Below are 10100 nucleotides of genomic sequence, written 5' to 3'. Positions count from 1 at the left end.
CAAAGTTCTCCAAAGACTCAGTAAAAATCGACGTAGCGTTCCAGCTCCCAGTCGGAGACATGGCGCATGTATTCCACCCATTCCATTCGCTTCAGTTCCTTGAACTCGCGGATGAAATGGCTCCCCAGCGCCTCCTCGAACAGCCGATCGGCGTCCAGCGCATCCAGCGCCTCACCCAGGTTCTGGGGCAGCACCTTGATGCCGTGCTCGTGCAATTCGCTGAGGCTCATCTCGTAATGGTTGAAATCGCTGGGCTTGCCCGGATCGAGTTCGTTCTCGATACCGTCCAGGCCCGCCGCGATCACGGCCGCCGTCGCCAGGTACGGGTTGGCGGCGGAGTCAGGCAGGCGCATCTCGATGCGGCCATGCGGCACGCGCAGCATCGAGGTGCGATTGTTGTTGCCGAATGAGATGTATGCCGGCGCCCAGGTGGAACCGGACAGCGACCGCCCCACCACCAGTCGCTTGTAGGAATTAACCGACGGCGCGCACATCGCCGTCAGGGCGGGCGCATGCTTCATCAGGCCGCCCATGAAATGGTAAGCCAGCTTGGACAGGCCCATACCCAGGGGGTCGGTGTCATCGTTGAACAGGTTGGCCTTCGGGTTGTCCACCGGGCTCATCGAAATGTGCATGTGCATGCCGTTGCCGGTGCGGTTCGAGAACGGCTTGGGCATGAACGAGCAGATCATTCCGAGATCACGGGCTATTTCCGCCGAGGCCATGCGCACGGTGGTGAGCTGATCCGCCGAAGTCAGGCCGTCGGAGAAATGGTAGTTCACCTCAAACTGGCCGTTGGCGTCCTCATGGTCGATCTGATAGACATCGATGCCCATGTCGATCAGGGATTCGGTGAGGCGTTCCAGAAATTCGGCGTTGCGACACAGCCCCTTGTAGTCGTAGCAGGGCTTCTGCAGCGTATCCGCCGAGTCATGGACACGGACACTTCCCGTGGCATCACGCCCGAGAAGCATGAACTCGGGCTCCAGGCCGGTATTGATAATCCAGCCCTTTTCGGCCAGCCGCGTGATCTGCTCGCGGAGTACATTGCGGGTATCGAGTGCGTGGGGCTTGCCCTCGACATGGCCGTTGCAGATGATGCGGGCGTAGCCGGGCTGCCAGGGCAACACCTGCAGGGTGGAGAGGTCCCCCACCGCCATGTAGTCAGGCCCGTGGGGCTCCATGCCCAGCCCCCACACTGCGAACCCCGCAAACCCGGCACCGGCGGTCAGGATGTTGTCCAGATACTTGACCGGAACCGACTTGGTCTTGGCAACACCGTGGATATCAACGAACTGCGCCAGGACGTATTTCACGTTGTGGGCGGCGAGATATTCCTTGGCCTGCTCGACGCTGTCGAACGCCGGTGCCTGGACCGGCATATCAGCTGTATCCGAGGCCGTTGTCTTCCTATGCATGGCTACTGCTTCCGAGGCTGTCATTTCGTCTGCTCCTTCGTATGAGCGGGTGACTTTGAACGGTGGCTGCAACGGGGGAAGAAACTGGCAAGACCCGACACGCCACCGTCCAGTTCGCGCACGATCTGCAGCAGGGTCTGCCACAGATAGACGGCGTGGGTCGCGTCTATCCAAATTCGAAACCAGGGCTGGGATGCGGGCGGCAGAACCGCGCAGGAGACACCAGCCAGCCGGGTGAATACAAGGCGCTCACCCGGCGCGCGGAAATTCACGGCGCAGACCTGCGCCAGGACATCGCAGGCCTGTTCGCCACGAAGCAGAATCTGTGCATCCTGGCGCAACACCGGATAGACACCGTCGAGACCACATCCCAATGCCCTGGCCAGGTCGGAGGCGGCGCTGCCTTCCGGCCCGTCCTCGACGATGAATTCGGCCTCGCCGGTGCGCAGGCAAAGACCGTCGGGGGGCAGGGCCTGTGTGCCCAGCACCGCCCTGGGTAGGGCAACAGCCTGGTCGGTCAGCCAGCGCGCGGCCCGCGGTCCGCAGATACCGAAGCGCGGCAGCGCGCTGGCATCGCAAAGCGTCAGCGCGGCCGAGGACTCGGCCTCGTTTCGCGCCTCGACCACGGTGTTCATCTCCTGCACCACGGCGAGGCGGGCCGCTTGGCCTTCAAGCTGTTGCGACAGCGGACTGGTGCGCATGGGATCGGTCATCAGGACACCTCCTGCAGGCTTGCGACGCCGGCCTGGGCCAGATCATCCGGGTCATAGAACGGCAGACGCTCGACAGTAGCGCTCCTCAATACACCGCCATCTGCACGGATCTTGACGGTTGATTCCGGCAGGTTCTGCGCCGGAGCCACGTAGGCAAGCCCGATGATCCGGTCGAGGGTCGGGCTGTAGGCCACGCTCGTGACCCGTCCGACAATCTCACCGTCGCGGATCACCAGATGGCTCTCGCGGACCTGCGCCGCATTGCCGTCTCGCGGTAGCGAGAAACCGGCGAGCACGCGTTCGGCACCGCGGCGTTGCAGGATCTGCAGGCTGCGCTGACCGATGAAAAACGGCTTGGACATGGCCAGGGCCCATCCCATGTCCATCTCGAACGGATTGGTCAGGCCGTCGCTGTCCTGGCCGACGATCGGAATACCCTTTTCCAGACGGAGTATCCGCTGCGCCTCGACGCCAAAGGGGCAGATATCGAATTGCTTGCCGGCCGCCATGACGCGCTCCCATACCGCCGGGCCGAACTGCGCAGGCACGTGGATCTCGAAACCCAGCTCACCAACGAACCCGACCCGCATGAGCCGCGCCGGCACACCGGCAACCGTGGCGGTGGCGACGCCGCCGAAGGGAAGACTGTCGTCACTGATGTCGGCACTGGTCAGTTCGGCCAGCACATGGCGGGAATACGGACCGGCCAGGTTCATCGCGGCAAAATGCCCGGTGGCGTTGACCACGGTGGCATCCAGCCCCCAGCGCATCAGCCAGTGCTGCATGTCCTGCAGCACCGCGCCCGACCGGGTCGTGGAGGCAGTGACATAGAAGTGGTCGCCAGCGAAACGGGCGGCGATCCCGTCATCGGTGACCACCCCGGATTCGTCGCAGCGCAGCGCCAGGGTCATGCGGCCGTGCTTCACATTGCTGAAGCGTCCCGTGTAGATGCGTTCGAGGAACTCGGCGGCGTCCGGACCACGGATGTCGAGCTTGCCCAGGGTGCCAACGTCGATCAGGCCCACGGCGCGGCGCACGGCAGTCACTTCCTTGAGCACCAGCTCATTGAGCGGCCGGTTCGTGTCGGCGGCGCCGTAGACCTCCGGACGCAGCCAGTCACCGACGTGCACGAAACGCGCATCGGCGGCGCGGTGCCATTCATGCAGGCTGGTGCGACGCTCGGGGTTGAAACTGCGGCCGGCCAGCAGCTTCAGCGGCACCGGATGGAAGTACGGACGGGCCGTCGTGGTTCCGGTGGCCATGATCGATTGGCCACGATGCCGGGCGAGAATTCGCACCGCGTTCATGTTGGAATGCTTGCCCTGGCTCGGCCCCATGCCGACCGTGGAGTAGCGCTTCATCAACTCGATGTTGTCGAAGCCTTCCTGGCAGGCATTGAGCAGGTCCTTGAGCTGGAGATCCTCGTCAAAATCGACAAAATTCTTGCCCTTCGGATGGTCGAAAATCGGGTAGGGGTGATTGGGGCTGCCGCCCTCGTGGCGCGGCTGCTCCGGCACCTCGCCCGAATAAAGCCCGAGCGCAAGACTGGCCGCGAGGCCGGCGCGCTCGCCATCGGCCAACTGCTGCCGGAGATCATGTACGCCATTGACACGTCCGGCCGCATGCACGTTATCCGGCAGCTCCGCCGGCACAAACTGCTGGACGGCGTCGGCATAATCCATTTTCGTGCCGGCCTGGTAGAGCAGGTTCGCGGCCGGCGTCCAACCCACGCTCATTAACAGACCGTCACAGGAAATCGATTCCTGACGCCCCAGGTCGAACTCGCCTTCGGCAGTGACCGGCGCCACAACGACTCCTGAGAGCTCGCCGTTCTTGTCCGCATGCGCCTCGTAGACACCGCAGCCACGGCGAACCACAACGCCTTCCGCAGTCACGCGCTCGGCCAGAGGGCCGGTTTCACCCTCGGTCCGCAAATCGGCGATGGTCGCAACCTCAATGCCCGCTGCAACCAGGTCCAGCGCCAGGCGGTAAGCGTCGCTGTTGGCAGCGAGTATCACTGCACGCTGGAACGGCCGCACCGCATACCGGTGCAGCAGACGTTGCGCGCCGGAGCCCAGCATGACGCCGGGCAGATCGTTGCCGTGGAACACCGCCGGCTGTTCGAAGCAGCCGCTGGCCACGATGACCTGTCCCGCGCGCATCTTGCTCAGGCGAATGTCGTCAACCAGGGCGACCCAGTTGTCAGCGTAATAACCGGCAGCCGTGGTCCCGGTCCGCAGATCGATGTTCTCGTGCGCGTCGACCGCGGACAGCAGCCGTTCACGGATCTCCACCGCCTCGGCATCGCCGGCCCACTGGTGGGTCAACGATCCGCCCGCACGTGCGTTCTCGTCCGCGATCACCACCTGCGCGCCGTTGTTCGCGGCCGCCAGGGCGGCGGACAGGCCAGTCGGCCCGGCGCCGATCACCAGGACATCACAGAAATCGTAGCGTTTCGGCGTCTCTACACGCGGCGCATCGCGCTTGATTGTGCCAAGACCGGCAAGCGCACGGATTCTCCGCTCCCAGAACGGGAACAGCCGACGCGGGCGATGAAAGGTCTTGTAGTAGAAGCCGACCGGCAACAGCTTGGCCATGCGATTGATGTGCCGGTGTCGATCCCCGGTCAGGCCGCCCTTGGTATTGACCGCCTGCAGCTCCAGGCCGGCACTGATTGGCAGGACGTCGGCCCGCAGGTTGGTGCGCTGGCCGTCATCCACCATCACGTTGACGTCATGGTTGGCGAGGCTCAATACACCGCGTTGCCGGTGGTACTTGAAGCTGCGGCCCAGCGTCCGCCGTCCGGCCGCGACCAGGGCGCTGGTCACCGTGTCGCCGGCGTAGCCGCGATAGACCTGACCCTCGAACCGGAATTCGACGACCCGGTCGCGGTCAATCCATTCGCCGGATCGGGCCGGCAGGCGTGCGGGTACGTCAGTCATTCGCCTGGTCTCCTGCATCGTAGAGGTAGGTCTTCAGGAAGCGGTCCCGCAAGGTGTCGCGTTCGGCCACGAACCAGACGCCGCTTGCCAGGTGGTACCACCACTCCCGCTTCACGCCCGGCGCGCCATCGCGGTTGAACACGTAATCGCCCCATTCGGCATCACTGGCGGTCGCCGGGTCGGGCATGTCGCGAAACGGGCCGCCATAGGCAAATTCCTGCAACGGCCGGGCCCCGTTGACGGGGCAATTGATGATTTTCATCGGCTTCCTCTCATCAACAGCTTCAATGGCCCACCGATGCGGCGCCCTTCTCGCCGACCAGGCGGTAGTTCTCGAAACGGGACAACCCGAAGGGCTCGATCAACTCGTGCTCGCGGTCGTTGGCCACTGTGTAGGACATGGTCTTGCCGCAAACGGGCGTGGCCTTGAAGCCCCAGGTGCCCCAGCCGGAATCCAGATAGAAACCGTCAATCGGCGTGCGCCCCATCACGGGTGCAAAATCCGGGGTCATGTCAGCCATCCCCGCCCACTGACGGTTGACCTTGATCTCCGACAGGAACGGGAACATGTCCAGCAGATGACCGGACAGTGACTCGGTGAAATCCAGGGTTGAACGGGTGGAGTGCAGTTCATAGGGATCCAGCGCCGAACCCATCACCAATTCGCCGCGGGACGACTGGCTGACATAGACGTGCAGGGTCGCCGACACCAGGATCGTGTCCAGCCAGGGCTTCAGCGGCTCGGTCACACAGGCCTGCAGGGGCTGAATCGTGATCGGCGTCCGCAACCCCACCATTTCCGTGATCCGCGGGGTAAAGCCGGCAACCGCCGACACCACCTTGCCGGTGCGGACAAAACCCTTGTCCGTTTCCACGCCGACCACCTTGCCGCCCTCTACGCGGATATCCGTCACGCGGGTTTTCTGGTGGATCTCCACACCGCGCTGGTCGGCACCGCGGCCGTAACCCCAGGCGACGGCGTCATGCCGCGCCACCGCACCGGGTGCATGGTACAACGCCCCCATGACCGGCAAGTGACCGCCGCAATCCAGATCCAGCTCCGGGCAGGCCTGCTGGATCGTGTCCCGGTCGACAACCTCACTTTCGATACCCATGTGCTTGTTCACTTCGGCACGCCAGCGCATGGTGCTCAGGGCGCTGTCGGTATGGGCAAAGGTGAAATGTCCCCGCTCCGAATAGAACAGGTTCAGGTCAAAATCCTCGGACAAGTCCTTATAAAGGCGAACGCTTTCGTCATAGAAGCGCACCCCCTCCGGCGTCAGGTAATTCGAGCGGACAATCGTGGTGTTCCGACCCGTGTTGCCACCGCCGATATAACCCTGCTCCAGCACAGCGACATTGGTGATCCCGTAATCGCGAGCCAGGTAGTAGGCGCACGCCAGGCCGTGCCCACCCGCGCCGATAATCACCACGTCATAGGCGGCTTTCAGCGCGTCCGGTTCCCGGAACATTCGTGGTTCCGGGTGTTTCTTGCTCATCGCGAAACGCAGCAGGCCCAAAGGCATAGTTCTCGATCTCCGATTTCGGCGGTGGCGGTACAGTAAAGCACAAGGTTTCATTTGAAGAAACTTTGTTTCTGACTGATACAACAAGCGTGCCAAGATTCACGTTCGCATGGGCTGGCGCCAATCAGGCGCGGTGGTTTGGGCTTTCGACCCGTTGCGGGGCCTCCAACCGATACAGGCCGAAGGCCACCGCGCGTTACACTCTGTGTCACATCCGGTACAGATGATGCATAGATGCGACGGAACAGGCGGCGAAACTCGTGAATCCTGCGTCGCGCTGCCGTCAGGCGCGGCATACTGGCCTGACTGGAATGAATTGTGTAACAAACTGTGTCATCGTGATTCGCGACCTGCCACCACGTTGGCCTTACGCGAGCAACCATGACCGGATCCCATGCCATGACCCCGTCACCTCCTGAAGGAGCCAGCAGCATCTCCGAGACCGGTGATCGCCGCATCGCCAGGGCCTGGGAACGCTGCCGCCAGGCCGGCCTGGATCCGTCAGACCAAACGCGGCCGAGAATCGCCGATGGTGAGGAATTGCGTCACCGCCAGCAGGCGATGGCCGGCGTGCTGAGGGCCACGCGGATTGAACTGGCAAGCCTGGTGCGGCATATCGCCGGTAGTGGTCACATCCTGCTGGTGACCGACGCGCAGGGCGTCATCCTCAACTACTTCGGTGATCGCCAGTTCAATGAGGCGGCGCGACATCATGGGCTGGTGCTCGGCGCCTGCTGGAGCGAGCAGGCCATGGCAACGCAGGCCATCGGTCTCAGCCTGGTCGAGCAGGTCGCGCTGCAGCTCGGCGGCGACCAGCACTATCGTCGTGACCTGCGGGGTCTGAGTGGTTCGTCGGTCCCCCTGTTCCAGCCGGACGGCACCCTCGCAGGCGGCCTGCACGCGGTCGCATCGTGCGAGCTGGCCAATCCGCACACCCTTGCCTTGCTAAGGCTAACCGCAGAGGCCGTCGAGAAACGGGTGCTTCTCGGGCAACGCGCCAGCCGGCAACGCGTGCTGCGCTTCCACAGTCGACCCGAGTTCGTCGATGCACCCGGCGAGGGCCTGCTGCTGGTCGGTGTAAACGACCGCATCGCGGGCGCCACGAGCAGTGCCTGCTTCCATCTTGGGATTCCGGTAATAGCCGAGCTGGTTGATCACACGGTTGCCGAGACCTTCAACATCAGTAGCGACAGCCTGCCGGAAGGCGACCATCAGGTGACACCGGCGGCAGTCTATGAAACGCGCGCAGGACGCCGCTTTTATGCAAGCCTGCTGGGAATCGGCCAGGGCAGGGAATCCGGGCCTGTGCGGCGAACCCGGGGCCCGGTTCAGGCGGCTGGCGACAGTCCCGTTTCCAGTTTGCGGGACCTCGAACTGGGCGATCCGACGATGGCCGAGAATATCAGGCGGGCCTCGCGGGTGCTTGATCACGAACTGCCGATCCTGATTTACGGCGAGACGGGCACCGGCAAGGAGGTGTTTTCCAAGGCACTGCACCAGGCCAGCAGCCGTCACGACCAGAATTACGTGGCCGTGAACTGCGCCTCGATCCCGGAGACGCTGATCGAGAGCGAACTGTTCGGCTACAAGGGCGGCGCGTTTACCGGAGCCAGCCGGGAGGGAAACCGGGGCAAGATCGTGCAAGCCGATGGCGGCACCCTGTTTCTCGACGAAATCGGCGATATGCCGTTTGCGCTGCAAGGCCGCCTGCTGCGTGTGCTCGAAGAACGGGAGGTCATCCCGCTGGGCAGCAACACGCCGGTCAAGGTCGATATCCGCCTGGTCAGTGCAACTCACCGCGATTTGCAGGCCATGATCGCCGAGGGCGAGTTTCGGGAGGACCTCTACTATCGCCTGCAAGGCGTCAGCATTACATTGCCACCGCTGCGCGAGCGCACGGATCGCCGGCCACTGATCCAGCGCCTGCTGCAGCTTGAGAACCAGGGGCAGCCGGTCAACATCGAGCAAGCCGCCCTGGACGCCATGGACCGGTATGACTGGCCGGGGAACATCCGCCAGTTGTGCAACGTGCTGCGGATCGCCCTGGCCTTGCGGGATGGCGACAGCATTCGCTACGCCGATCTGCCGACAGAAATCCGCACTGCCGGCCAGGCGCCGCGACACGGCGGCATTGACCAAGCGCGAGTCGAGCAGCAGTCATCAGCGATTGAGACCAACCCCCTGGAAAGCGCCGAGCGGGAGGTCCTGCTGGCGGCGCTGGAAAGGTATTACTGGAACATCACCAATATCGCGCGCCGGTTCAAGGTGAGCCGCAACACGATCTACCGGAAGATGAAGGCACACAACATCCGGCCGCCGCGCGGCCGCTGAGTCATCTACCCTGCGGCCAGGCGGTCGCGCAGGCCACTGATATCCGTGATAAAACCCTCCAACTCGGTGACATCGCCATCGGCGTCGCGCACACCGGCCCCCTGGTCGAGCACGGTTTTCTCCTCTCCGGTCGCGGTCACAATCCTGTAGATCAGGCGGAACGGTTCGTCGGCCGCCACCGCTGCCCTGACCTGCTCCAGTGCGGGCTCCAGATCCTCGGCCGGGACCAGGTCCCCGTAGGCAATCGTCCTGCTGTAGAGCAGCTCGGAGGAGGCATAACCGGTCAACTCGAAACAGCCGTCACTGACAAAGTGCATATCCCACTGCCGACTATGACTACAGCGATAGGCCATTCCCTGGAGGTTGCTCACCAGGCGTGCCAGCGAGCCAAGCCCGTCACTGAGTCGCTGTTCGGCCCGCTTCCGTTCGCTGACATCGAGCAGTGTCCAGATCCGCAGCCGGCGCCCGCCGAGTAGGCGGGTGGTAACAGACACCTCGAACCAATCCTCACGGCCATCGGCGAGCCGCAATCGGATCTGGCGGCGGCGTGGAAGCTTGACCCGGCCTGCCGTCTCCCGGAGCAGGGCCTCGAAACGGATTCGGTCCGCCTCGATCACCCGATCAGCGAACACCGTCAGGTCTGCCGCCCGATGGGCGAGCAATTCGCGAGCGCGCGCACTGGCGTAGAGGATCGTCGCGCCGGCACTGACCAGCACGGCGCCGTCAATGCCGTCCAGAATGACCTGGTAATCGGCATCGGAGATCACCGTCGATGTGCTCTCTGCCTGACGCTCCGCCATCGCTACTTCCTCGTGTCCTGCTGGCCGGATTCCGGTGGTGTTCCTCGTGGGGCTTCGCATCATCGTCTCCGCTATCGCATTGAGGAAACACTGATGAATTCGCAGGCGCGGGGATACATCAGCGTTTCCTTAAAAAAAAGGGCGGCCCGCGGGCCGCCCGAAGTAAGAGGGAGGAAATGCTGATGCGGGCGCCACCTGGGGTCGACGCCCTGGACCGCCGTCAGCCGACGGTCCGCAGACGCATGGGATCGTAATACGGCGTCTGTGCGACACGGGCGGCATAGCGCTTGCCACCGCTTTCCACCTCGACCTCGGTGCCAATGGCAGAAGCACCATGGTCCAGATGAACCAGCGCCAGCGACTGCATCAA

8 protein-coding genes are annotated in these 10100 nt (G+C 63.6%); 1 reads left to right on the top strand and 7 read right to left on the bottom strand.

Annotated elements, in window-relative coordinates:
- Nucleotides 1-17: 17 nt before the first annotated feature.
- Genes glnT through M0534_RS13590 form a run of 5 tightly spaced genes read right to left on the bottom strand, consistent with a single transcriptional unit; the run spans nucleotide 18 to nucleotide 6599 of the window.
- Nucleotides 18-1382 carry a type III glutamate--ammonia ligase gene (gene glnT / locus M0534_RS13610; protein WP_248568990.1) on the bottom strand — a complete coding sequence of 455 codons (1365 nt, stop codon included), beginning with the start codon at nucleotides 1380-1382 and terminating at the stop codon, nucleotides 18-20.
- Nucleotides 1383-1438: 56 nt separating this feature from the next.
- Nucleotides 1439-2131, bottom strand: a complete 693-nt coding sequence (locus M0534_RS13605) for a hypothetical protein (protein ID WP_248568988.1) — start codon at nucleotides 2129-2131, stop codon at nucleotides 1439-1441.
- Nucleotides 2131-5073: a 2Fe-2S iron-sulfur cluster-binding protein gene (locus tag M0534_RS13600; protein ID WP_248568987.1), complete on the bottom strand. Its 2943-nt coding sequence runs from the start codon at nucleotides 5071-5073 to the stop codon at nucleotides 2131-2133. Before M0534_RS13600 ends, M0534_RS13605 begins: the two co-directional genes overlap by 1 nt.
- The gene (locus tag M0534_RS13595; protein WP_248568986.1) at nucleotides 5066-5335 is read right to left on the bottom strand and encodes a sarcosine oxidase subunit delta; all 270 of its coding nucleotides are present in this window, start codon (nucleotides 5333-5335) and stop codon (nucleotides 5066-5068) included. Before M0534_RS13595 ends, M0534_RS13600 begins: the two co-directional genes overlap by 8 nt.
- A 22-nt stretch (nucleotides 5336-5357) precedes the next feature.
- Nucleotides 5358-6599 (bottom strand): FAD-dependent oxidoreductase, encoded by a 1242-nt coding sequence (locus M0534_RS13590; RefSeq protein WP_248568985.1) that lies wholly within the window; start codon nucleotides 6597-6599, stop codon nucleotides 5358-5360.
- Nucleotides 6600-6980: 381 nt separating this feature from the next.
- Here M0534_RS13590 and M0534_RS13585 point away from each other — a divergent pair, with 381 nt between their 5' ends.
- Nucleotides 6981-8930 (top strand): sigma-54-dependent Fis family transcriptional regulator, encoded by a 1950-nt coding sequence (locus M0534_RS13585; RefSeq protein WP_248568984.1) that lies wholly within the window; start codon nucleotides 6981-6983, stop codon nucleotides 8928-8930.
- Nucleotides 8931-8935: 5 nt separating this feature from the next.
- On the opposite strand, the gene M0534_RS13580 is transcribed toward M0534_RS13585, so the two are convergent.
- Both M0534_RS13580 and M0534_RS13575 read right to left on the bottom strand, forming a co-directional pair.
- The gene (locus M0534_RS13580; RefSeq protein WP_248568983.1) at nucleotides 8936-9730 is read right to left on the bottom strand and encodes a PAS domain-containing protein; all 795 of its coding nucleotides are present in this window, start codon (nucleotides 9728-9730) and stop codon (nucleotides 8936-8938) included.
- A 220-nt stretch (nucleotides 9731-9950) separates the two neighbouring features.
- Nucleotides 9951-10097 carry a glycine cleavage T C-terminal barrel domain-containing protein gene (locus M0534_RS13575; RefSeq protein ID WP_248568989.1) on the bottom strand — a complete coding sequence of 49 codons (147 nt, stop codon included), beginning with the start codon at nucleotides 10095-10097 and terminating at the stop codon, nucleotides 9951-9953.
- Nucleotides 10098-10100 lie beyond the last annotated feature (3 nt).

This window comes from Methylonatrum kenyense, from assembly GCF_023195885.1.
GTDB lineage: Bacteria > Pseudomonadota > Gammaproteobacteria > Nitrococcales > Aquisalimonadaceae > Methylonatrum > Methylonatrum kenyense.
The sequence above is the reverse complement of the archived record's forward strand: the minus strand, read 5'-3'. Positions and strand labels throughout refer to the sequence as shown.